Origin of the sequence: Paenibacillus sp. BK033 (assembly GCF_004345425.1) — a bacterium.
In the GTDB taxonomy this organism is placed as follows: domain Bacteria; phylum Bacillota; class Bacilli; order Paenibacillales; family Paenibacillaceae; genus Pristimantibacillus.
Genome location: NZ_SLVP01000002.1, coordinates 541,030 through 563,709, shown reverse-complemented (window position 1 = coordinate 563,709; position 22,680 = coordinate 541,030). Strand labels below are relative to the sequence as shown.

Below are 22,680 nucleotides of genomic sequence, written 5' to 3'. Positions count from 1 at the left end.
CCCGTCATTATAGCAGAAAAAGAAGGAATCCTACATGCGGCGGTGCTTCTTCAACGCCATTACGTTCAAAAGCGCGAACAGGACCGACAAGCCGGCCAGCACGTAAATGTCCAGCTGGATATCGGCAAGGCCGTCCCCGCGGATCATAATCCCCCGCATGGCATCCGCTCCGTAGTAGAGCGGCATGATGAAGCTGAGCTTTTGCAATGCCGGATTCATGGCATCGAGATTAAACAATCCGGAGAAGAATGCCTGAGGCACGATAATAATCGGAATGAATTGGATAATCTGAAATTCGCTGCTCGCAAACGAGGACAGCAGGGTGCCAAGCGTTAATGCGGTTAAGGACAGCAGCAGATTAATCAGCAGCATATGGACGATATGGCCGGCCATCGACATGCCAAGCACCTGAACGGAGAACCAGGCGATCAGCGAAGCCTGGAGCAGCGTGAAGATGCCAAAACCAGCCAAGTAGCCCAATACAATCTCCGATCTGCGGATTGGGGTCGCCAGCAATCTTTCCAGCGTGCCGCTTGTTCGTTCGCGAAGGAAGGATACTCCCGCGAGCAGGAAGACAAAAAAGAAAGAAAAGAAGCCGATCAGCACGGGGCCAAATGAATCAAAGGAGGCCATATCCGGTCCGCCGTACAGATAGTGAACCGCGGGAGCAAGCTCCTTAACATTGCCCTGAAGCGCTTTTTGCATGATTAACTGCGTACTGCGGCTTACCGACGGATCGCTGCCTTCCAGCGTAATATCCGGTTTGCCGTCTTTGATCTGCACATAAGCGTCCAGCTCTCCGCTATGAAGGGCTTTATCTGCTGCTTCGACGGTATCGTAGACGGTAATGCTGGCATTCTGTTCCTCCAGCTTTTCAGCGAATGCGGCTGAGGGACCGGTTAATCCTATCTCCGGCGATACGGTTCTTCCGTCGAATACAAGCTTCGTTAAGCTAAGAATGAGCAGAGGGGCGAGGAACAGCAAGGCCAACGTCCTTTTGTCCCGGACGAATTGCCGGATAATGCGCACAACCAGCGCTCGTATTCTCATGCTTGCTCCTCCTTCCGGCTGCCAAGGGCGATAAACGCTTCTTCAATCGTGTGGACACCGGCATGCCTGATAATGGCTTCGGGCGTATCGAGCGCGATTAATTTCCCGTCCCGGATCAAGGCCAGGCGGTCGCATTTCTCGGCTTCGTCCATGACGTGAGTAGTGACGATAATCGTTACGCCTTGCTGCGTCAAGGCACGCAGCTCATTCCAGATAGCTTGCCGGAGAACGGGATCGATGCCAACCGTCGGCTCGTCAAGCACAAGCAGCTGAGGCTCGTGCAACAGAGCAATAGCAAGCGATAAACGGCGCTTCATGCCGCCGGAATAAGCGTTTGCCGGTTTATCCAGATGGTCGGTCAAATTTACCAACGCGGCAGCGGACTGGATACGGGAAGCAAGCGCTTTGCCGGACAGCCCGTAGAGGGAGCCGTAAAAGGCCATGTTTTCCTTGCCGGTCAGCTCCTGATAGAGGGCATCGGACTGTGCCATATAACCGAAGGTCTGCAGCATCTTGAGCTGAGGCATCGGTTCGCCGAACAATTCAACCTGACCGCCGTCTGCCCTGTCGATGCCTGTCACGAGCTTGATAAGCGTTGTTTTCCCGGAGCCTGAAGGACCAAGGAGTCCAAACAGTTCTCCGCGATTGACGTTAAGGGTAATGTCGTCCAATATCTTCCGATCCCCAAACCTCCTCATGATTCCGGAGAGGGCAATAGCAGGCTTTTCCGCTGATTTCGTCAATAGAAACACCTCTTTGAGTGGAGTGAGTGAATACTCACTTTCAGTATAAGTACGGTCGGATCAACTGTAAAGTGAGTACTTGCTCATTTTTGACTCCGTACTTGAATTAACAAGTTAGAGTCAGTCGAAAATACAATTCCAATTGACGATAAACCACCTCTAAACGCGGTCGATCATTTTGGGGAAGCTTCGATAGAGGTTATATCATACTGGACCTAAGTCGTAGACGCTCTCCGACCCGGGGCGAGAGTAAAATACCGTCTGGAGACGTTTTTACATTATTTTCAATGCAGGTATGCTTAGAAATGTCAAAAACACAAAAAAGAGAATTCCGAATAGGGAGAAGGAGTAGTTGTAATGAACAAGTTAACCGAATGGTCGTTCCGCAACAAGGCGGCCGTTATCCTGATCGTCGTTATGGCATTGACGGTTGGGGTCATCAGTTATTTGAAGCTGCCGATGGAGTTCCTGCCGGAAGCGGATAACCCGCAAGTCATGGTTACTGTAATCGGGCCTGGCATGGACGCCAAATCGATGGAGCAGCAAGTGACCAATCCGCTCGAAGAAGCGGTCATGTTCACGAAAGGCAAAACCGATATGTTCTCGACCTCGGGGAACGGTTACGCCCAGGTTAACGTTAATTTCGATTCCAATACGAATATGAAGGAAGCAAAAGCCGAAATCGAACGTTCGGTTGATCAAGTTCAGCTTCCGCAAGGCGTCATGAAGCCTTTTGTCGTCCAGTTTAATACGTCGATGATTCCGATCTCCTGGATCGTTGTTACCTTTGACGAAGGTCTTAGCGAGCAGGAGAAGGACGCGAAGCTCAAGCTGGTCAACACGGAATTGCAAAAGTCCGAAGGAGCGGGTCAGATCAGCGTAAACGGCAAGTCTACGCCATCGATCCACATTACTCCCGATACCGGTAAGCTTGCGCAAAAGGGACTTCCGGTTCAATCCCTTCTTGGCGTGCTCCAAGGACGCGGCGTTTCCGCTTCGATCGGCGAGCGCAATGTAGACGGCGCTGCCGGCAACATTAATGTATATGACGAAGTAACAAGCCTCGATACGCTTCGCAATCTTCCGGTTGCGCCTGGCGTGAAGCTGTCCGATGTCGCAAAGGTGGAGCAGGCGAAAGAGCAGGAGAGCATCAGCCGGATGAACGGCAAGGACGCGATTTTGTTCACGGTATCGAAGTCGGCGAATGCCAATGCCGTATCAACGGGCAAAAACGTGGAGAAGACGGTCGAGCGTCTGAACAAGGATGTAAAAGGCGTGGAAGCGATTGTTCTGCTCAGCACGGCCGAATCGGTAACCCACTCGGTAAACAGCATGCTTCGCGAGGTGCTGATGGGTGCTTTGTTTGCAACCATTATCATTCTGCTCTTCATGCGCAACCTCCGCGCAACGATCGTTACGATCGTATCGATTCCGTTGTCGCTTGGCATCACGCTGTACTTGCTCGATTTGTCCGGCGTCACTCTTAATATCATAACGCTTGGCGGTGTGGCCGTAGCGGTTGGGCGTCTCGTGGACGACAGCATCGTAGTAATCGAGAACATCTACCGCAGGCTGCAAAAGGAGCCGTTCTCGGTTACCGTCATTACCGATGCAACCAAGGAAGTCGCAACGGCGATTACCTCTTCGACACTGGTTACCGTAGCGGTATTCCTGCCGATGGGTCTGCTCCGCGGCTCCCTGCAGGCCTTCCTGCTGCCGTTTGCGCTGACCGTAGCTTATTCGCTTTTGTCCTCGCTGCTGGTTGCCTTAACGGTCGTGCCGCTGCTTAGCGCGATTCTGCTCCGCGGCACAAAGGAAAAGCCGCATAAGGGCTCGGATAAATTCGCATCGTTTATCCGCTGGAATCTGCAGCACAAATGGGTGACGCTTCTTATCGCCTTGCTGCTGTTCGTAGGCTCCATCGGTTCTTACGCGATGATGCCGAAAGGCGCGCTTGATTCCTCCAGTGCGGAGAACCTGAACATTTCCCTGCAGTATCCGAGCGATACGCCGTCGGATAAGGTTGAGCAGGGCGGTACGCAGCTGGAGAGTTTCCTCAAGGACAGTAAAAGCGTGGAATGGGTAATTATGCAGCTAGGCAACAGCTCCGAGAATGCGCAATACGGTTCGGTGTCCTCGCCAACGCTGGTTACGTATATGGTGGATCTGAAGAAAGGCGTAGACGCCGAAGTATTCATGGATGAAGTGAAGAAGCAAAAAACGAACTTCAGCGATGCCGAGCTGTCCGTCAACGCGACCGATCTGATGATGGGCGGAGGAGGTTCCCAGGTCTTCATTGACGTGACGGGCGATGATCCGGAAAAACTGACGCAAACCGCGGATCAATTGATTGCCGCAATCAAGCCGGTTAAAGGCGTGCTCAAAGTTCAAAGCAACCAGGAAGAGAAAAAGCCGGTGTATACCTTCCAAGTGAACCCGGAAAAAGCAAAAGGCCAGGAAGTTTCGATGCAGCTGCAAAGCATTCTGAATCCGGTACCGGTAGGCAGCATCAAGGTAGACGGACGCGACACCTCTGTCGTTGTGCAGCCGGTTGTTAACCCGGATACCGAAGCGGCGCTTAAGGATCTAACCATTGCAACGGAATCCGGCGCGGTTCCGGTATCAAGCGTGGCGAAGCTGGTCCGTACGGAAGAACCAAGCTTGTATTACCACAAAGAAGGCAAGGTCTATGTACGGATTACCGCTGAAGCCGATCCCGAGAAGCTTTCGGTCGTTGGCAAGGATATTCAGAAGGCCGCGGATAAGCTCAAGCTTCCGGATGGCGTCGAACTGAAGGTTGGCGGCGCATCGGCAGACCAGGCAAGCGATTTCGCAGACATTGGCATGACCGCTCTTATATCGATTGGCATCGTGTACTTGATTATGGTGCTGACGTTCAAAACGCTGCGCGCTCCGCTCGCCATTATGTTCTCGCTGCCGCTTGCGGCGATTGGCGCAGTCGTAGGACTCTTGATCTCCGGCGTTACGCCCGACTTTACGGCAATGTTCGGCGCGTTGATGCTGATAGGCATCGTGGTGACGAACGCAATCGTTCTCATCGACAGAGTGAAGCAAAACGAAGAAACGATGTCGATCCGCGATGCGCTGGTTGAAGCGGCGACAACCCGGATGCGTCCGATCATCATGACGGCCGTTGCAACGATCTGTGCTATGCTTCCTCTCGTATTCGGGGCAAGCGAATCGGGCAGTATCGTATCGCAAAGCTTGGCGATCGTCGTGATCGGCGGTCTGGCGGCGGCAACGCTTCTGACGCTGATCGTTGTTCCTTGCATGTACGAATTGCTGTTCTTCCGCGCTTCCCGCAAGCAGCGCCGTGCCAAAGCGCAGGCTGCCAAAGCGGTTACAGCAGTATAATCTATAAAATCAAAAAAGCTGTGCGGAGTTCATTCCGCACAGCTTTTTCTTCTTCCCCCAGCCTTTGTTTCGGTTTTTGCTTTTGTTGTTCAGGTTACGAGCAAACGAAGCATGAAATGATTCTGGAGAAACGTAGTGGTCGCTTTTGCTCGGGGATTCCAACCTTGTACAATCTAATCGAAGGAATCCACGAGCAATGGCGATCGGAAGAACATTTCATGCGCAGTGTGCAAATAGTAACCTGATCCTCTTAAACCGAAGCGGCCAAACGATACAAAGGCATCAACGTTTCATAGGTGTCCTGAGCCAGCTTGTACAGCGCATCCCCATCGCGCAGAAGCGGGTCTCCGGCGGGAAGATGGCGGCCGATCAGAAACTCGGCTTTTTGCACGTCGCGAAGCCGGGTAAGGGCGTTGATCCAATCCTGTTTGCCCATCTCGCTTACGGCCTTGGACTCCTTCTTCATATGGTCAAGCGAAATCACGTAATCCGAAGGAACCGCTCCAATCACCTCATCCAGATGGTTCAGATAAACGGAAGCGATCTTGGACTTATCCGGCGCTTCGTAAATAAGGGCAAACCACAGGAACAGATGGTCGTCGAACAAGCCAAGCTGGAAATGCGGATGCGCTTTGTAGCCGCGTTTGTTGTTGCAGATGGCTAGCCAGGTATCCTTAGGCGGATTTACGGTCCGGCGGGCATGCCTCGCGATATGCAGGAACATTTCGTCGCCTGCCTGCGCGGCAATGTCGCCGGCAAGCCTTTCGCCCAGATAACGGAACTTCGGGCGAATCCGTTCCTCAATGGCAGCCATGCGCTGCTCCAAGCCATCGATCAGAAACGTGTCAAAATCCTTTTGTTCAAAGCCCGTAAAGGTACCGGTTGTTGGTGTTATAGTCATCTATTTGATCTCTCCTCGCGATAAAAACCGATAATTAAGCTTGATTATAGCACGTTTGTTCCTATATGCGCATCTTGGACATCTTGACGCGGAAGAACACTTGTTGTAAATTTATCTAAATATTCCAACAGCTTTGATCAAGGTCGAGCTTAAGCGATTGTTCATTTCAGAGAGGAAGTCCACCGCTGCGAGGCTTCCATGAACGCTTAAGACTCATCCTGCCTTGTGAGCTGCAAAGGCTGCCGATTCCATTTAAGTCTTTGCCGGGATGACAATCCCGTTATCTATTAGAGAGCCGGCAGCGCTGCTGCCCCGGTTAACAAAGGGTGGTACCACGAGCACATTCGTCCCTTGCGAATGTGCTCTTTTTGTTTTTCCATCAACCAGTAGGAGTGAGGATCGATGCGTCAAAGCCAACTGTTATTGCCAACCTTGCGCGAAGCGCCTTCCGAAGCGGAATCGGTCAGCCACCGGCTAATGCTGCGCGCGGGCTTGATCAGGCAGCTTGCTGCCGGAATTTATACGTATTTGCCAACGGGCCGCAGGGTGCTGCGCAAGCTCGAGGCGATTATTAGGGAGGAGATGGACCATGCCGGCTGCCAGGAAGTATTTATGCCCGCGATGCAGCCCGCCGATCTATGGCGGCAGTCCGGCCGTTACGAGAAATACGGTCCCGAGCTGATGCGGCTGAAGGACAGGCACGACCGCGAGTTCGCGCTTGGTCCAACCCATGAGGAAGTCATAACGGATCTGGTTCGCGGGGAAATAAACTCGTACCGGCAGCTGCCGGTTACGTTATATCAGATCCAGACCAAATTCCGGGATGAGAAGAGACCGCGTTACGGCTTGCTTCGCGGCAGGGAATTTATGATGAAGGATGCCTACTCCTTCGATGCAGACTGGGATGGCCTTCATGCAAGCTACCAAAGGATGTATGACGCCTATCACCGGATATTCTCCCGATGCGGGCTTCATTTCCGTCCGGTGGAAGCGGATGCGGGGACCATCGGCGGAGAAGGCGGCACCCACGAATTTATGGCGCTTGCGGATATCGGCGAAGATACGATCGCAGCCTGCGACCGCTGCCAGTACGCGGCTAATCTCGAGAAAGCCGGATACAGGATCCCTGAAGGGGATATCCGTAGTACAGGTGACTCTGCCGCTTACCCTGAGCCTGCGAAAATCCATACTCCGAATGTCAGAAAAATCGATGAGCTTGTTCAAGCGCTGGGGGCCTCCGCGGATAAGATGCTGAAGACGCTGCTGTTCCTTGCGGACGGCAAGCCTGTTGCGGTAATCGTCCGAGGCGATCATGAAGTCAACGAGATCAAGCTTGCGGGCTTGCTGCAGGCGGATAAGCTGGAGCTTGCCGACCAAGAAACGACGGAGAGTCTGACTGGCGCAGCCATTGGCTTTGCCGGACCAATCGGATTAAGCGTTCCTGTTATCCTCGATTACTCCGCCGCGGCTATCGGTTCAGCCATTGCCGGCGCAAATGTAACGGATTACCACTGGAAAAATGTCCGTCCAGGCGTACATTTTGAGATTACGATGCTGGGGGACGTGCGAAATGCCGCAATCGGGGATGGTTGCCCGAATTGCGCGGAAGGGAAGCTCCGGATGTTCCGGGGGATTGAGGTTGGGCAAGTATTCAAGCTTGGGACCAAGTACAGCGAGGCCATGCAGGCTAATTATCTTGACGCTGCGGGATCGGAGAAGCCCGTCATTATGGGATGCTACGGAATCGGGATATCCCGCGTTATGTCCGCGGTAGTAGAACAGCATCACGATGAGCAGGGAATTCGCTGGCCGCTTGAGCTGGCGCCTTACCAGGTCCATGTCGTGCCTGTGTCCGCCAAGGACGGGCTGCAGATGGATATAGCCGGCAAACTGTACGGCGACCTTAAATCTGCCGGTTTCGAAGTGCTGCTGGACGACAGAGACGAGCGCCCTGGCGTGAAGTTCAAGGACTCCGATCTGATCGGCGTTCCGATCCGGATCGTTGTCGGAAGACAAGCGGCTGACGGAGTGGTCGAACTGAGGTACAGGAACGGAGGAGAAGCCCAGCTGGTATCAACCGAGGAAGCGTTGGCGCTTGTCAGGGGCTATTTCGGTTCATAATAAACGAGAATAGGCGGTTAGGCATACCGATTGGACGGCTTGACTGCCCTTTTTTCGATTTGGACGTCCAATCCTTTAAAATTAGTCAATAATCCAAGTTGCCAGATCATAAGATGGAGTATAAGATAGAAGTAAGAACAAATTGTCAGACTATTTCGTCAAATGCTTGAAAGGAGGGATTGCCGTGAATAAGAGCTACGAAGTCGAATATTGCAATTTGGAGCTGCGTTTTGACCGCCGGCAAATCCAGAACCTCATCCGTGATCTCATTCAGGAAGGGTACTCCTTGTATTGGAGCGAGACGGAGGGGCAGTTCCTCATTTCAATTCGAACAGGTCGTAAGCTCGTGAAGTTAAGGTTTCAGCGGATGAAGAACCGTTACAAGATCGTTGGGGATTACACCATTAAAGACGAGAAGCTGTCGGAGTTGCTTGAAAAGCTTATTAATGACACACGTGGACATGCGATAGTCAAGCGGATCAAAGATCGTCAGATCGTCATTGAGAACATCATGTTTGGTGAAATAATACGACTTGTGGAGGTGTCCGGAATGGAACATCGGATTATTTATCAAAAGAAGCCATTCGTAACTATAGAGGAAATGATTAAAGCTTTCCAATCCAAGCGTGCCGAGGAACGCGCGGCGGTGCTCCGTTATGAACTGGATTACGAGCTGACGGTGCTGTTCGACGCTCTCCAGGAGAACAACGAGGAGGTTATCGCCGAGTCGAAGGAAAAGCTGGCGCTGCTTCGTTCGGAGATGCTGCAGCTGGAGCTTTGAGATCTCATTGATAGATTTTTTTCGGAAAACGAATCAACGGATGGTTCCTGGAGAATCATTTGATTGATTCGTTTTTTTGTGCGCGCCGGATTTCTCATATTCTGGTTAGCATTTCTTCGCAATATAAGGTAAACTTTCTAAAGCGGTCAGGAAAACTAATGGACGAATGCCGACAAATTCCGCGCAAATGGTTTTCATCTCCTTGCAAAAGGAGTAATATAAGACTATTGAAGACCACCATATTATAAAGAAAAGGATGGAAGAACCAAATGGCTAAACAGCAAATCGGCGTTATCGGCCTCGCAGTTATGGGTAAAAACCTTGCCCTGAACATTGAGAGCAGAGGTTTCACGGTATCGGTGTACAACCGTTCCCGTGAGAAAACAGATGAATTGATCAAAGAATCCGCAGGCAAAAACCTTGTTCCTGCATACACAATTGAAGAGTTCGTGCAATCGCTCGAATCTCCTCGCAAAATTCTGATCATGGTACAAGCCGGCGCAGGTACTGACGCAACCATCGACGCTCTTGTTCCGCATCTGGACAAAGGCGACATTATCATCGACGGCGGCAACGCTTATTTCCCTGACACGGTTCGCCGCAGCAAAGCTCTTGAAGAGCAAGGCATCCGCTTCATCGGTACCGGCGTATCCGGCGGCGAAGAAGGCGCCCTGAAAGGTCCTTCGATCATGCCGGGCGGCCAAGAATCGGCATACAAGCTGGTTGAGCCTATCCTTACAGCTATCTCGGCAAAAGTCGGCGACGACGCTTGCTGCACATATATCGGTCCGGACGGTGCGGGCCACTATGTAAAAATGGTTCACAACGGCATTGAGTACGGCGACATGCAGCTCATCTGCGAAGCTTACGACCTGCTGAAAAACACGCTGGACCTTAACGCTGAAGAGCTTCACAGCATCTTCACGGAGTGGAACAAAGGCGAGCTCGACTCCTACCTGATCGAGATTACGGCCGACATCTTCTCCAAATACGACCCAGAGACTGGCAAGCCTATGGTTGACGTTATCCTTGACTCCGCCGGCCAAAAAGGTACCGGCAAATGGACAAGCCAAAGCTCCCTCGACCTTGGCGTGCCGCTGTCGATCATCACGGAATCCGTATTTACCCGCTTCCTGTCCGCTATGAAAGACGAGCGCATCGCAGCTAGCAAAGTACTGAACGGTCCTGAGAAAAAACCTTTTGAAGGCGACAAAGTAGCATTCATCGAATCCGTTCGCAAAGCGCTCTTCGCTTCGAAAATCTGCTCGTACGCACAAGGCTTCGCGCAAATGCGCGCAGCATCCGAAGAATACGACTGGAACCTTCGCTATGGCGACATCGCTAAGATCTTCCGCGCAGGCTGCATCATCCGCGCGCGCTTCCTGCAAAACATCATGGACGCTTATGACCGCGATCCTAACCTGAGCAACCTGCTTCTTGACCCTTACTTCCAAGGTGTCGTTGATTCGTACCAAGGCGCGTGGCGCGAAGTGGTTGGCACAGCCGTAGCTAACGGCGTACCGGTGCCTGCATTCGCAAGCGCTTTGTCGTACTTCGACAGCTACCGTTCAGAGCGTCTGCCTGCTAACCTCTTGCAAGCGCAACGCGACTACTTCGGTGCGCATACCTTCAAACGTCTGGACAAAGAAGGCACGTTCCATTTCAACTGGATGAATTCCTAATCCGGTTTGATTATTTTAGCCCGTATGAAGCTTCGATGAGGCAATTCCGCAGGCGGGTAGCCTCCTGCTCGGAGTAATGCTTGCGGCGGATCAGCAGCATGGAAGCTTCGGCGAAATAATGAAAGTTTTTCAATAAGCGTGGCTGCGAAAGGTCCCTGAGTGCAGGGTCCCCGTCAGCCACCTTTTTTTTAATATATTCAAGCATCCAGACGACGTCCTCGCGGCAAAGCGGGTGATCGGGACTCAGTATTCGGTCGATTCTTTCGCTGGTCAGGCGGCTGTCGGGCAAATGCGATTCATTGGTCATGCCTTTTCACTCCTATTTATGAAATATGCATCATTATCATCCATACGGCATATGCAACTTTTTTATACCCTATTCCAGATAAAAAATGATATGATGTTGTGGAAAAGCATGCATGTAGGGGAAAAGAAGATAGGGGAGTTCTTGCATTGAAGCAACGCACAAGCAAAATTGTATTGGTAGGCTTTATGGGAACGGGCAAATCCACCGTCAGCCGTTTGCTTGCAGAGCAGCTTGGCTGGTCCCGTTACGATTCGGATGAAGTGATCGTGGAGCGCGAAGGGACAATCTCGAAGCTGTTCGAGACCCTCGGCGAAGCAGGCTTCCGCGATATCGAAAGCAACGTGCTCGCATCGCTATTGGAAGCGGAGGAAAGCGCCGTTATAGCGACCGGCGGCGGCTGCGTGCTGATGGAGCGGAACCGGGAAGCCATGCTGAAGCACGGCTTCGTAGTCGCGCTTACGGCAGACGCGGAGCATATTATCGACCGGGTGAAGTCCGATACGGCCCGTCCGCTGCTGCAGGGCGACATTGCAGCTAACGTTCACCGGATTATGGAGCAGCGTAAGAACGCTTACGATTTTGCGCATCTCCGTTTGGATACAACGTCATTAACGCCGCAGGAAGCGGCCGAAATGATATTGAAGGCATGGCAGGAGAAATAACGAACGACTCTAATAAAAAGGAGAATTGCTGCATAATGGACGTAATTGTTACACCTACTCCAACACTCCAAGGGGAAATTCAAGCGCTTTCCTCAAAAAACTATACGACTCGCTACCTGCTTGTCGCTGCGCTTGCGGATGGGACAAGCACGATCTACTATCCGGCCCACAGCGAAGACAGCGACGCGATGCGCCGTTGCATCCGCGATTTGGGCGCGATCGTGGAAGAGGACGACGAGAAAATCGTCATTACGGGCTTTGGCAAAACTCCGAAGGCCGTGGATCAACTGGATGTAGGCAATGCCGGCGCGGTTCTGCGTTTCCTGATGGCTATTGCTTCGCTGTGCCCGGATGTTACTTTCATTAACCGCTATCCGGATTCCTTGGGCAAACGCCCGCATAACGATCTGATCGAGGCGCTGGGCCAAATGGGCGTAAAGATTGAACATAACGAAGGCAAGCTGCCGATCCGCATCCAAGGCGGAGCGCCAAAAGGCGGCAAAATCCAGGTGTCCGGCAATGTCAGCTCGCAATTTTTGAGCGCGCTTTTGTTCCTTACACCGCTTCTCCCGGAAGACAGCGAGATCGAAGTGCTGCATGATCTGAAATCGAAGGTTGTTGTGGGTCAGACGCTTGAAGTGCTTGAGCAGGCAGGCATCGTGATCCATGCAAGCGAAGATCTCATGCACTATCGCGTACCTGGCAACCAGAAATACGAAGCAAAGAAATACGTCGTTCAAGGCGATTACCCGGGTTCGGCGGCGATTCTTGCCGCGGCTGCGGTAACGAATTCGGACGTCATCGTTCACCGTCTGGCCGAGAACAGCAAGCAAGGCGAACGCGCGGTTGTTGACGTGCTTCGCATGATGGAAGTACCTCTTACGCACGAGAACGGCATCGTTCATGTTAAAGGCAACGGCAAGCTGAAGGCTGTCGAGTTCGACGGCGATAAAGCAACCGATGCGGTGCTCGCGATGGTTGCCGCGGCTGTCTTTGCCGAAGGAACTTCCCGCTTCTACGACGTTGAGAATCTTCGTTACAAAGAATGCGACCGTATTACGGACTATCTGAACGAGCTGCGCAAAGCCGGCGCAAACGTAGAAGAACGCCAAGCCGAGATTATCGTGCACGGACGTCCGGAAGGCGTAGAAGGCGGCGTGGAAATCAATGCCCATTATGACCATCGCGTGATTATGGCGCTTACCGTCGTTGGCCTGCGCGCCAAAAATCCGATCCGGATTCGCGACGCTCACCATGTTGCCAAGTCCTATCCGATTTATTTCGATCATTTGAAAGCGTTAGGCGCTAACGTAGAATGGGTAGAATAAAGGAAAAAGGATGAAAGCGAGGCGCTGATTATGGCATTTGAAAATCCGACCCGAGAAGAAATCAAGGGCATTCTGCAAGCGAGCAACACCATTGCCGTTGTCGGATTGTCCGACAAGCCGGACCGCGTATCTTACATGGTATCGGAGGCGCTGCAAAAGAAGGGCTACCGCATCATTCCGGTAAATCCCGCTGCCGAGAACATTCTGGGCGAGAAGAGCTACGCTTCCCTCAAGGATATTCCGGAGCCGGTGGATATCGTGAACGTCTTCCGCCGCCCGGAGCATACGCCTCCAATTGCGGAAGAAGCGGTTGCCATCGGAGCCAAGACCCTTTGGCTGCAGCTTGGCATCGCGAATGACGAAACGGCGAGAATTGCTTCCGAAGGCGGACTTCAGGTCATTATGGACCGCTGCATCAAGGTGGAGGACTCGATTCTTCTGCCGCATGGGAAGCAGACAACCTAAACAATGCCTTTTAAGCTATACCTTACTTTTGGCGGGCCATCAGGGCCCGTCTTTGCTTTGACAAAAAAGCTTCAACGCCGTACCATCGTTATAGAGATAAGGATTAGGTCAAAGAATGACCGCAAAGTACGCAATAATTCTTAAGCACATGCTTACGAAGTAAGAATTGCTTCGCAATTCTTTAAGTCCATGCTTACGAAGTAAGAATTGCTTCGCAATTCTTTTTAGGAGGTGACAAAGTGAATTTTCTAGGAAGGTTTCAGCAGCTTGGACGGGCTTTCATGCTGCCTATGATCGTTCTTCCCGCCGCCGCAATCTTTTTATTTTTAAGCCAGCTGCCATGGGATCTTCTTGGAATTCCCAATGCCGCCGATTATCTAAAGGCGGCAGGCCACGCGATTTTTACGTTTCTTCCTTATATGTTCGCCCTTGGCGTCTCGCTTGGTTTAACGGGCAACGCTCTGGCAGCCGGTATGGCTGCGCTCGCGGGGATGGTAATCTATGTCGGCGTAACCGGTACCGCGGATCCGCAGATTGAACCTACCGTGTTCGTAGGCTCCATCATCGGTATGATATCCGGCTTCAGTTACGAACGTTTTAAGAACCTGCGCTTGCCGGAATACATACAGTTTTTCGGCGGACCCCGGTTTGTGCCTTTATTCGTCAGTGTTGTAACCGTTATCCTGTCCATGGCCATGATCGGCGTCGCGCCGTTAATTCAGCGCATGCTGGAGGGGCTGGGCGATATCGTCGCTTCCGGCGGCGGCTTTGGCGTGTTTTTGTTTGGATTTCTGTACCGCATTCTTGTCGTGTTTGGCCTGCATCACCTGCTCAGCCATGTGTTCTGGTTCCAGGTGGGGGGGTACGAGACGGCGGACGGATCGATGGTATACGGCGATTTGCCGCGGTTTTTCGCCGGCGATCCGACAGCGGGGGCATTTATGGCCGGCATGTATCCGATTGTCATGTTTGCTTTGCCGGCAATAGCGTTCGCCATCATTCACGAGGCCAGGGAAGATTTGAAGCCGAAGATCCGCAAGACGTTCCTCTATGCGTCATTGGCTTCTTTTCTGACAGGAGTCACGGAGCCGGTTGAGTTTGCCTTCTTGTTTGTAGCGCCTTATTTGTTCGTGGTGCATGCGATATTGTCTGGCGTCATTATGTGGGTCACCTATGAATTGGGCATCCGGCACGGGTTTTCTTTCTCCGGCGGCGTTATCGATTACATTATTAACGAACATCTGGCTACGAGAGGCTGGCTGCTGATCCCCATCGGGATTGTTGTTGGACTTGTGTATTACGTGGTGTTCCGCTGGGCAATCAACCGGTTCCGGATTCCTACCCCGGGACGCGAGGAAGGTTCGCAGCTCGACGAATGGGCTGGCGACATTCCATACCGCGCTCCCCTGATCCTGCAAGCAATCGGCGGCAAGGACAATATTGTGCAGATGGAGTCCTGTATCACAAGGCTTCGCCTCAAGGTTTCCAACGAGAAGCTGCTTGACAATAACGCCTTGAGAAACCTGGGTGCGGCTGGGGTGCTTAGACTTGGCGGAGGCAACGTCCAGGTTGTATTCGGCACGTATTCGGAATTGATTCGGGCAGAGATGCTAAAAGCCATTCAACGCGACCAGGAGCAGGTGTTGTTCAGTTCGCCTGTCCAAGGACGCATGATTCCGCTTGAGGATGTTCCCGATCCGATATTCGCAGGCAAGCTGGTTGGACAAGGCGTTGCCTTCATTCCCGAGAAGGGCGAGCTTGTATCGCCTGTAAAGGGCACCGTTATAATCGTGTACCCAACGATGCATGCCGTAGGCATTCGCACGCAGGAAGGGCTTGAGGTTCTGCTTCATATCGGCATCGATACTTCCAAGCTCACCGGAAAATCGTATTTCAAAGCGGTCGTCGAAGAAGGACAGGAAGTTATGCCGGGCGATATGCTCGTGCGCTTTGATCTGCAGCGTGTCCGCAAGGAAAGCAAATCTCTTGCTACGCCGATGGTTATTACCAATTCGGATCTTGTTCATTCCTGGCGCTTCGCGCCGTTTAAAGCAGTGAAGAAGGGGCAGTCTTCGGTTTTGTCCGTTGTCCTTAAAGAGAGAAATGGTGGAGGGGAAAAACCATGATACAAGGAATAGGCGCTTCGGCCGGCATTGCGATCGGGAAGTCGTTTGTACTGCCGAACTGGGAATGGGAATTTCCCGAGCAGCGTGTCGATGTTGCTGATTTTGCGCGGGAGTTCGAGAGGGTCTACGAGGGAATACGCACATCCAAGCATGAGATCGAACAGATCAAGGATGAGCTAAGGGAAGTGGTAGGCTCCGACGAGACGCAAATTTTCGACGCGCATCTGGCGATTTTGGACGATCCGGTGTTTATGAACGAGATTCAGGGGATCATCCAGCGTCAATACAAAGCTGCGGAAGTTGCGGTGAAGGAAGCCATCGATCACTTTGTAACGATGTTTGATCTGCTCGATGACGAGTACATGAAGGAACGCGCCCTCGATATTAAAGATGTCGGGAACCGTCTGCTCAAGCATCTGCTTGGCGCTCCGGAGATTACTCTCCCATCCGATACGCAGCCTTTTATTCTGATCGCGCGGGAGCTGTCTCCATCCCAGCTGGCCCACATTAACCCGAACAACGTGCTTGGCATTGTTACGCTTGCCGGAAGCTCGACCTCTCATTCCGCCATAATGGCCCGCGCTCTCGGCGTTCCGCTAGTCGTAGGGGTGGAGGCAAAGCTGGAGGAGCCGATCCAGACCGGCCAATCTCTTATTATTGACGGTACGGAAGGTCTGCTGTTTATTGAACCCGATGACTCGTTAGTCCGGCATTACTCCGAGCTTCAAACCAGACAGGCGGAAGCGAGACATCGCCTAAGCAGCATTGCCGGTCATCAGTCGGTGACCCCGGACGGCAAGGTGCTTGGTCTGGCGGCCAATATCAGCTCTCTGAAGGAGCTGGAGGTCGCGTTGTCGAGCGGGGCGCATGGCGTTGGATTGTTCCGCACGGAGTTTCTGTATATGGACCGGAACCGTTTTCCCAAGGAGGAGGAGCAGTTCGAGGTTTACAAAAGCGTCGCCGAGAAGCTGGGCGGCGAGCCGCTTATTATCCGGACGCTGGATATCGGCGGAGATAAGCAGCTCGATTACTTCAATATTCCGGAAGAGGATAATCCGTTCCTTGGATACCGGGCCATTCGGATCTCGCTGGATCGCAAGGACCTGTTCAAGACGCAGCTGAGAGCCATTTTGCGCGCAAGCAGCTTTGGACAGGTAAAGGTGATGTATCCTCTGATTTCGTCGGTAGAGGAAGTAAGAGGAGCTAACCAGGTGCTGGCGGAAGCCAAGCAGGAGCTGGAAAGAGAAGGGATCTCTTACGATCCGGGCATCCAGGTGGGCATTATGGTTGAAGTGCCCGCTGCGGTAATGCTGGCGGATTTGCTTGCGCAGGAGGTTGATTTCTTCAGCATCGGTACAAACGATCTTGTCCAGTTCACTCTGGCGGTCGACCGGATGAACGATGAAATCAGTTATATGTACGAACCGTTTCACCCCGCGGTGCTTCGCATGCTGAAGCAGACGGTTGAAGCGGCCAAGCGGCATGGAATCAAGGTAGGAGTTTGCGGCGAGCTTGCCGGCGATCTGCGTGCCCTGCCGATCTGGCTGGGGCTTGATGTGGATGAAATCAGCATGTCCTCCCATTCCATTCTGCAAGTGAAAGAGCGGCTGCTCTGCACAACGCAGGAAGACAGCCGCTCGCTGCTGCCGCAGCTGCTGGAATGCCGCATGAGCGCGGAGATTCATAAGAAGCTGAAGCAGTTTATGGATTCGGTTGACGAAAAAGGGGCAGCCTCCGCGATTTAGCGGGCGGCTCCTTTTGTCTTCATGCCGTATGGAGCTTAAGCTTGCTGCTCCAGAGCATCGACAAACGCCTTAGCATAAGGCGGCAAATCCGGCGGACGGCGTGCGGAGATCAGGTTGCCGTCGACCACAACCGCTTCATCGAACCATTCGGCGCCGGCGTTTTCCATATCGTCGCGAATGCCCGGCGTGGAAGTGACTTTGCGTCCTTGCAGGATCTTGGCGGAAATGAGAACCCAGCCGGCATGACAGATTTGGCCGATCGGTTTGCCGGCCGCGTCAAGCTCCCGGACAAGCTGCAGCACCTTTGGATAACGTCGCAGCTTGTCCGGTGCCCAGCCGCCGGGAACGAGCAGGCCGGCAATATCGGCGCTGTTGACCTCGTCGAAGGAGAGGTCGGCTACAGCGGGAACGCCGTATTTTCCGATATGCTTCTTGCCCTTTTCAGGGCCGGCATACAGGACGGTGGCTCCGGCTTCGCGGACGCGGTACACCGGATACCAAAGCTCGAGATCCTCGAATTCGTCGTCAAGCAGACAAATAACGGTTTTATTATGTAACGACATGATTGATTTCCTCCCGTATTTATTATTTCATATTCATTGTAACGAAGGAGAACACATGAATCAAACGAACAGACGCCGGATTCTCCGTTTTGCGCCGGCAGTGATTTGGATGGCGGTTATTTTCGGATTTTCCTCCCGCACAGGCGATGAGATGAATACGATGCTGCCGTTTTTCCGGAAGTTTTTCCCGCATATGGCGAGCTTCGACTGGGGGCATTTCCTCGCTTACTTTATATTGGCTGCCGCCTTCGATTACGGCGCTGGAAAAAAGGGCGACCGCTTTCTCAGTAAGCTGTCGATTATTATCGGATGCGGTCTGTACGGGGTGACGGATGAATACCATCAATCCTTTGTTGGCGGCAGGATGCCCGATGTGATGGATATCCGCAACGATATGATCGGTGCGGCCGTTTGGGTCATCCTGGTATCGATTCCATTCTTGAAGAAGCGTTGGCGGAAAGTTGCCCCATAGTAAAAATTACATAGTGCGGATAAGCAGGATTTTATGCAGAAAAGGTCGAATCTTTTACGCATCTCGAAATAGAAAAAAAGGAACGGAAGAGAAGCGCGTAAAGGGAGTTGACCAAAGTGCAGAAAAGGTGTCATTGCGGTGACATCATGAAGATGAAACTGCGTACAGTGATTTATTCGGGGAAAGTCGAAATTGACAATGTTCCGATTTATTCATGCTCGGTATGCAGCCGCAGCGAAGTACTTCCCGATGTGAAGCCGGATCTGACCGGACTCATCGCAAAACTGGGCCAAGAGCCTCCGAAGCAAACGTTTTTGTTTAATGAATGCAACGAATGGGCAGATTTGCTCGTAGAAGCAAGCGAGGACAAAAGTCAGCCGGATCCGTATCAGATTGAACGGCTGACGCAGGAGCGCATCAACAACCTGCTCGACCTGCATCTGATTGCGCAATCGCTTCATGATGAGGAATGGATTGCTGATATTAACAAAAGGCTATCTCAACTTAGCAGACGGTCCATGCATACATAAGCCATACGGGAATATCACTCTCCATTTCGCTGCAGGATGAAGCACGGATTGACGCCAGTGCATGCGCTAACATTGCGAAAAGTAATATTTTGTCGTATGATTACGTTAATATGCAGCGAACGTAAATAAAATTTGAGATATTGGAGAGAAGTACCGTGACGGTTACCATTTATGATGTAGCAAGAGAAGCAGGAGTATCGATGGCTACGGTTTCCCGGGTTGTGAACAACAATCCGAACGTGAAGCCGGCAACGCGCAAAAAGGTATACGAGGCTATTGAACGACTTGGGTATCGTCCAAATGCGGTTGCTCGGGGCTTGGCCAGCAAGAAAACGACTACCGTCGGCGTTGTCATTCCGGATATTTCGAATGCCAATTTCGCCGAGGTTGCGCGTGGAATCGAAGATATTGCGAATATGTACCATTATAATATTATTTTGTGTAATGCGGACAAGAAGAAGGACAAAGAGATCCGCGTTATCAACACGCTTCTGGAGAAGCAAGTGGACGGGCTGCTCTTTATGGGCGGCGCTGTGACGGAAGAACATATGCAGGCATTTAAGACCGCTAACGTGCCAATCGTCCTTTGCGCGACAACGGACGAGAACGGTCAAATTCCGTCTGTTGACATTAACCACGAAGAAGCCGCTTACGACGCCGTGCGCAAGCTGGTCCAGGAAGGCCACAAGCGTATTGCGATGATCAGCGGTACGCTGCAGGACCCGGCTAATGGTTATGCCCGTTTCCAAGGGTACAAGCGTGCGCTTGAAGACTCCGGCATTCCTTATGATGAAACGCTGGTTCGCACGGGTAATTACCGTTACGAATCCGGTGTTGAAGCCATGAAATATTTCATCGACTTGTCTGTGCGTCCTACTGCCGTGTTTGCCGCAACGGATGAAATGGCGATCGGCGCCATTCATTGCATTCAAGACTCCGGTCTGAAAGTGCCTGACGATGTCTCGGTTATCAGCGTTGACAATACGCGTATGGCTTCGATGGTTCGTCCGCAGCTGACCGCCGTCGCTCAGCCGATGTATGATATCGGTGCGGTATCGATGCGTCTGCTCACCAAGCTGATGAAGAAGGAAGTTGTCGAACACGCGAAAGTCATTTTGCCGCATGAAATTGTTGTTCGGCAATCCGTTGGAGGTTTGCAAGCATAATGGCTTTTAATAAAATCGGTATTATCGGTGCAATGGTCGAAGAGATCGAGCTGCTGCACCAAAACGTGAATGTAACAAACAGTGTAACGAAGGCTGGCATTACCTATTATGAAGGCCAGCTTCATGGTAAGACGGTTGTGTTCTGCAAATCCGGTGTAGGGAAAGTTAACGCAGCTGTCTGCACGCAGATTCTGATTGATCTGGGTGTTGACAGCGTGTTGTTTACCGGCGTAGCAGGCGCGCTTGATCCGCGTCTGAATATCGGCGATATCGTGGTTTCGTCCAGCTGCGTACAGCATGATATGGACGTAACGCCGCTCGGATTCGCCAAAGGGGTTATTCCTTATCAGGAGCGTTCGGAGTTCGCGGCCGACGAACGGCTGGTCAAGCTTGCAACGGAAGCAAGCGAGCGTTTGTTTGAAGGGCGCAGCCTGGTTGGCAAAGTACTGTCCGGCGATCAGTTCATCGCAAGCCGCGATACGGTTCGCGAGCTGTACGAGAACATGCAGGGCGCGTGCGCGGAGATGGAAGGCGCTTCGGTGGCGCATGTGTGCGATTTGAATGAAGTACCGTTTGTTGTTATCCGCTCGATGTCGGATAAAGCCGACGGTTCGGCGCATGTGAATTACGCGGAGTTTACGGTAACGGCAGCGAACAATTCTTATGCGATTATTGATGACATGATCCAGCATATTTAATGCAAATAGGAACGTCCGTACCTAAAGGTACGGACGTTTTTTAATCTCCGATAAAGGCCTCTTATAGATCTTGGATGGCAATAGCAACAGTCTGTCGGTTTTTACTCTCAATCTCGGCTCTCCGGGGAATAGGCAGGACCTCGCTCATATCATCCAGCCAGCTGACAGGCAAGGGATCGGGGCTTGAGGCGGACCATTTATCCAGCCAGGCTTGAGGCAGAGGAACGTCCTCTTGACGGTTGAGCCGGTCGATGATCGGATTATCCGTCATCGTCAGCCAGACAAGGGACCATGCTCTCGGCACAACCCGCCACCAGTCATAACCGCCGCCACCTAAAGCCACCCAACGCCCCTCGGCATGCTTGTGGGCAAGCTCATGGATGATCATAGGCATTTCCTGATAGATCCGCATGCTGCAATGAATATGCGATAAAGGGTCATAGGCATGCGCGTCGCAGCCATGCTGGCTGACGATAATGTCGGGTTTAAAGGCTTCCGCGATTTTCGTTACCGAGGCGCGAAAGCACTCCAGCCAGGAATCATCCTCTGTATACGGCTCCATCGGAACGTTATAGCAGGCTCCGTAACCAGCGTCCGCTCCTTTCTCATGGACAAATCCGGTTCCGGGGAAGAGGAATTTGCCTGTTTCATGAATGGAGTAGGTGCAAACATCCGGGTCATGGTAAAAGCTCCATTGCACGCCGTCCCCGTGATGGACATCGGTATCGATATAGAGAACTCGCGCCCCGTAGGTCTGGCGTATGTATTGAATGGCAACGGCGGCATCGTTATAGACGCAGAAGCCTGCTCCGCGGTCAGGAAAGGCGTGGTGGAGTCCGCCGGCCATGTGATAAGCATGTAAGGCTTGGCCGCTCATGACGAGTTCGGCAGCGTGAACGGAGCCGGCGGTTATGGTAGCCGCTGCGTTGTGCATACCGGGAAAAAAGGGGGTATCCTCCGTATCCAGGCCGTATTTTCCGGCAGCCGACGCCGCAGTCTGAGCAGGGATGTCCATGCTTAGCTGCTGAACGGCATTTATGTAATCCGCCCGGTGAACGAGCGCAAGCAGCTCCTCGTCTGCCGTAGCAGAAGGGGAGTTAATCTGTTCTTGGCGAAGCGCTCCCGCAGCCTGCAGCAAATCAAGCGTAAGAGCGATGCGAAACGGGCTGAAAGGATGCTGCTCCCCAAATTGATAACGGGTACTGTCAGAATGATGAACGAATATAGCGTTAGTCACTTCTTAACCTCCCAAATAAAAAACACGCTAATACATGAAACGCTGCCGGAAGCGGATTCGATCGAATTGCTCTTCTGACTCCTGCGGTACTTCCTTGCCGATGCGAACCATCAAGCAGTTGGCAGGATGCGAGCAAATCTCCGGATCATCGGTTGCGTACCAGACCATGCCGACGGATTTCATCAGCTTCTCCATAATGCCCCGATACTCCCATACGCTCAGCTTGGTTCCTTCCAAATCCCAATGCCAGTAATACTCTGTGGTAAAGACGATCATATTTTCAAGCTGATCCTCTGCAAAAGCCAATTGAATCATTTTTTTGCCGAGCCCATAGGAACGATATTGATCGGCTACCTCGATCGCCCCCAGCTCTACTAAATCCGGCATGCCGGCTTCGTACCAGCGTTCCAATTCATCCGGGTAATGAAAGGTAACGTAACCAACAATCAGCTCGTCTACGCGGGCTAGAATAATGCGTCCTTCTTCTAGACCGGCAATCTCTACCAGCGCTTCATGCTGGTCCCTTGGCCGCCGAAACGCGTCCAGGTCCGCATGCATGGCGAGAGTTCGCAAGGATTCCGGCGGAACGGGGCCTTCAATAATGCAAATTCGGCCGTCCCGCAAATCAATCTGCTGCCTTTGATACATTTTGCGATGCTCCAATAACGGTATCTCCTTTCCGAGGCCGTGAGCTCCCTTATATTTAAGGTTATAGCAAACATCGGGGA

At 52.3% G+C, this 22,680-nt stretch carries 20 protein-coding genes; 13 read left to right on the top strand and 7 right to left on the bottom strand.

Features of this window, described 5'->3' with window-relative positions; genetic code table 11:
• Positions 1-30: 30 nt before the first annotated feature.
• Positions 31-1,050 (bottom strand): ABC transporter permease, encoded by a 1,020-nt coding sequence (locus tag EV294_RS09530; RefSeq protein WP_132306171.1) that lies wholly within the window; start codon positions 1,048-1,050, stop codon positions 31-33.
• Entirely contained in the window at positions 1,047-1,748 is a 702-nt protein-coding gene (locus EV294_RS09525; RefSeq protein ID WP_132307152.1) for an ABC transporter ATP-binding protein, read from the bottom strand. Before EV294_RS09525 ends, EV294_RS09530 begins: the two co-directional genes overlap by 4 nt.
• Before the next feature lie 402 nt (positions 1,749-2,150).
• On the opposite strand from EV294_RS09525, the gene EV294_RS09520 reads away from it, so the two are divergent.
• Positions 2,151-5,168 (top strand): efflux RND transporter permease subunit, encoded by a 3,018-nt coding sequence (locus tag EV294_RS09520; RefSeq protein WP_132306169.1) that lies wholly within the window; start codon positions 2,151-2,153, stop codon positions 5,166-5,168.
• A gap of 250 nt (positions 5,169-5,418) precedes the next feature.
• Here the strand turns inward: EV294_RS09520 and EV294_RS09515 are convergent, their stop codons facing one another.
• Entirely contained in the window at positions 5,419-6,069 is a 651-nt protein-coding gene (locus EV294_RS09515) for a DUF1054 domain-containing protein (RefSeq protein WP_132306167.1), read from the bottom strand.
• A gap of 402 nt (positions 6,070-6,471) precedes the next feature.
• Here EV294_RS09515 and EV294_RS09510 point away from each other — a divergent pair, with 402 nt between their 5' ends.
• The 3 genes from EV294_RS09510 (at position 6,472) to gndA (ending at position 10,653) form a co-directional block, all read left to right on the top strand.
• Positions 6,472-8,190: a proline--tRNA ligase gene (locus tag EV294_RS09510; RefSeq protein ID WP_132306165.1), complete on the top strand. Its 1,719-nt coding sequence runs from the start codon at positions 6,472-6,474 to the stop codon at positions 8,188-8,190.
• A gap of 184 nt (positions 8,191-8,374) precedes the next feature.
• Positions 8,375-8,971: a hypothetical protein gene (locus EV294_RS09505; RefSeq protein WP_132306163.1), complete on the top strand. Its 597-nt coding sequence runs from the start codon at positions 8,375-8,377 to the stop codon at positions 8,969-8,971.
• Positions 8,972-9,240: 269 nt separating this feature from the next.
• A complete protein-coding gene (gene gndA / locus EV294_RS09500) occupies positions 9,241-10,653 on the top strand; it encodes an NADP-dependent phosphogluconate dehydrogenase (protein ID WP_132306161.1) in 1,413 nt (470 codons plus the stop codon).
• A gap of 10 nt (positions 10,654-10,663) precedes the next feature.
• Here gndA and EV294_RS09495 read toward each other — a convergent pair whose 3' ends face one another.
• Positions 10,664-10,960, bottom strand: coding sequence for a hypothetical protein (locus EV294_RS09495; protein WP_132306159.1), 297 nt, complete (start codon positions 10,958-10,960; stop codon positions 10,664-10,666).
• Between the two features lie 146 nt (positions 10,961-11,106).
• Between EV294_RS09495 and EV294_RS09490 the strand changes: the two genes are divergently transcribed.
• The 5 genes from EV294_RS09490 (at position 11,107) to ptsP (ending at position 17,286) form a co-directional block, all read left to right on the top strand.
• A complete protein-coding gene (locus EV294_RS09490) occupies positions 11,107-11,622 on the top strand; it encodes a shikimate kinase (protein ID WP_132306157.1) in 516 nt (171 codons plus the stop codon).
• A gap of 35 nt (positions 11,623-11,657) precedes the next feature.
• Positions 11,658-12,950 (top strand): 3-phosphoshikimate 1-carboxyvinyltransferase, encoded by a 1,293-nt coding sequence (gene aroA, locus EV294_RS09485; protein WP_132306155.1) that lies wholly within the window; start codon positions 11,658-11,660, stop codon positions 12,948-12,950.
• 30 nt (positions 12,951-12,980) lie between these two features.
• Positions 12,981-13,415, top strand: a complete 435-nt coding sequence (locus EV294_RS09480) for a CoA-binding protein (RefSeq protein ID WP_132306153.1) — start codon at positions 12,981-12,983, stop codon at positions 13,413-13,415.
• 239 nt (positions 13,416-13,654) lie between these two features.
• The gene (locus tag EV294_RS09475) at positions 13,655-15,541 is read left to right on the top strand and encodes a glucose PTS transporter subunit IIA (RefSeq protein ID WP_132306151.1); all 1,887 of its coding nucleotides are present in this window, start codon (positions 13,655-13,657) and stop codon (positions 15,539-15,541) included.
• On the top strand, positions 15,538-17,286 hold the full coding sequence (ptsP, locus tag EV294_RS09470; RefSeq protein ID WP_132306149.1) for a phosphoenolpyruvate--protein phosphotransferase: 1,749 nt from the start codon (positions 15,538-15,540) through the stop codon (positions 17,284-17,286). Before EV294_RS09475 ends, ptsP begins: the two co-directional genes overlap by 4 nt.
• 35 nt (positions 17,287-17,321) lie before the next feature.
• Here ptsP and EV294_RS09465 read toward each other — a convergent pair whose 3' ends face one another.
• Positions 17,322-17,849, bottom strand: coding sequence for a type 1 glutamine amidotransferase domain-containing protein (locus EV294_RS09465; RefSeq protein ID WP_132306147.1), 528 nt, complete (start codon positions 17,847-17,849; stop codon positions 17,322-17,324).
• A 55-nt stretch (positions 17,850-17,904) separates the two neighbouring features.
• Between EV294_RS09465 and EV294_RS09460 the strand changes: the two genes are divergently transcribed.
• The 4 genes from EV294_RS09460 (at position 17,905) to EV294_RS09445 (ending at position 20,715) form a co-directional block, all read left to right on the top strand.
• Entirely contained in the window at positions 17,905-18,321 is a 417-nt protein-coding gene (locus EV294_RS09460; protein WP_132306145.1) for a VanZ family protein, read from the top strand.
• Between the two features lie 116 nt (positions 18,322-18,437).
• Positions 18,438-18,851: a hypothetical protein gene (locus EV294_RS09455; protein ID WP_132306143.1), complete on the top strand. Its 414-nt coding sequence runs from the start codon at positions 18,438-18,440 to the stop codon at positions 18,849-18,851.
• Between the two features lie 155 nt (positions 18,852-19,006).
• The gene (gene ccpA / locus EV294_RS09450) at positions 19,007-20,017 is read left to right on the top strand and encodes a catabolite control protein A (protein WP_132306141.1); all 1,011 of its coding nucleotides are present in this window, start codon (positions 19,007-19,009) and stop codon (positions 20,015-20,017) included.
• Positions 20,017-20,715 carry a 5'-methylthioadenosine/adenosylhomocysteine nucleosidase gene (locus tag EV294_RS09445; protein WP_132306139.1) on the top strand — a complete coding sequence of 233 codons (699 nt, stop codon included), beginning with the start codon at positions 20,017-20,019 and terminating at the stop codon, positions 20,713-20,715. The genes ccpA and EV294_RS09445 overlap by 1 nt, the downstream gene beginning before the upstream one ends.
• 61 nt (positions 20,716-20,776) lie before the next feature.
• Here the strand turns inward: EV294_RS09445 and EV294_RS09440 are convergent, their stop codons facing one another.
• Together EV294_RS09440 and EV294_RS09435 are read right to left on the bottom strand one after the other, a co-directional pair.
• On the bottom strand, positions 20,777-21,952 hold the full coding sequence (locus EV294_RS09440; RefSeq protein ID WP_132306137.1) for an acetoin utilization protein AcuC: 1,176 nt from the start codon (positions 21,950-21,952) through the stop codon (positions 20,777-20,779).
• 27 nt (positions 21,953-21,979) lie between these two features.
• Positions 21,980-22,615: a GNAT family N-acetyltransferase gene (locus EV294_RS09435; RefSeq protein ID WP_132306135.1), complete on the bottom strand. Its 636-nt coding sequence runs from the start codon at positions 22,613-22,615 to the stop codon at positions 21,980-21,982.
• Positions 22,616-22,680: the final 65 nt, after the last annotated feature.